This is a genomic window from Pueribacillus theae (assembly GCF_003097615.1).
Taxonomy (GTDB): domain Bacteria; phylum Bacillota; class Bacilli; order Bacillales; family UBA6769; genus Pueribacillus; species Pueribacillus theae.
Window position 1 is genome coordinate 1 of record NZ_QCZG01000123.1, and the last position, 413, is coordinate 413.

At 43.3% G+C, this 413-nt stretch carries 1 protein-coding gene; it reads left to right on the forward strand.

Annotation, left to right across the window (positions count from 1 at the left end):
- Positions 1 to 413, forward strand: a 413-nt coding sequence (locus DCC39_RS18970) for a 4-hydroxyphenylacetate 3-hydroxylase C-terminal domain-containing protein (RefSeq protein ID WP_276309940.1), incomplete at both ends; no start/stop codon positions are given.

Sequence of the window (413 nt, forward strand, 5' to 3'; positions counted from 1 at the left end):
TCATCGATTGAAGGACAGGTACTAGCCTCTGAATATGAATGCACATTTGATAAAAATGGGACAGCGATTCCACATCCGCGCTATTTGTATGGAGCGATGGGAACACAGAACAGCTTATATCCAAGAGTCATTCATTTGTTGCGTGATTTAGTAGGTGGCGGTGTTCTTCAGGTTCCATCCTCTTATAAAGAATTGGTCGGAGAAGAAACGAAGGAAGACATGGATAAATATATACGTTCAGCCAACGGAATGAGTGCGGAAGAGAAAGTTAAACTCTTCAAGCTTGCATGGGAAGTAATAGGCAGCGAATTTGGCGGACGCCATGAGCAATATGAAATGTTTTATGCCGGAGCGCCATTTGTTGCGAAAGGCTATGCTTACCGAAATTACGGGTATGATGAAGCAGTGGGTTT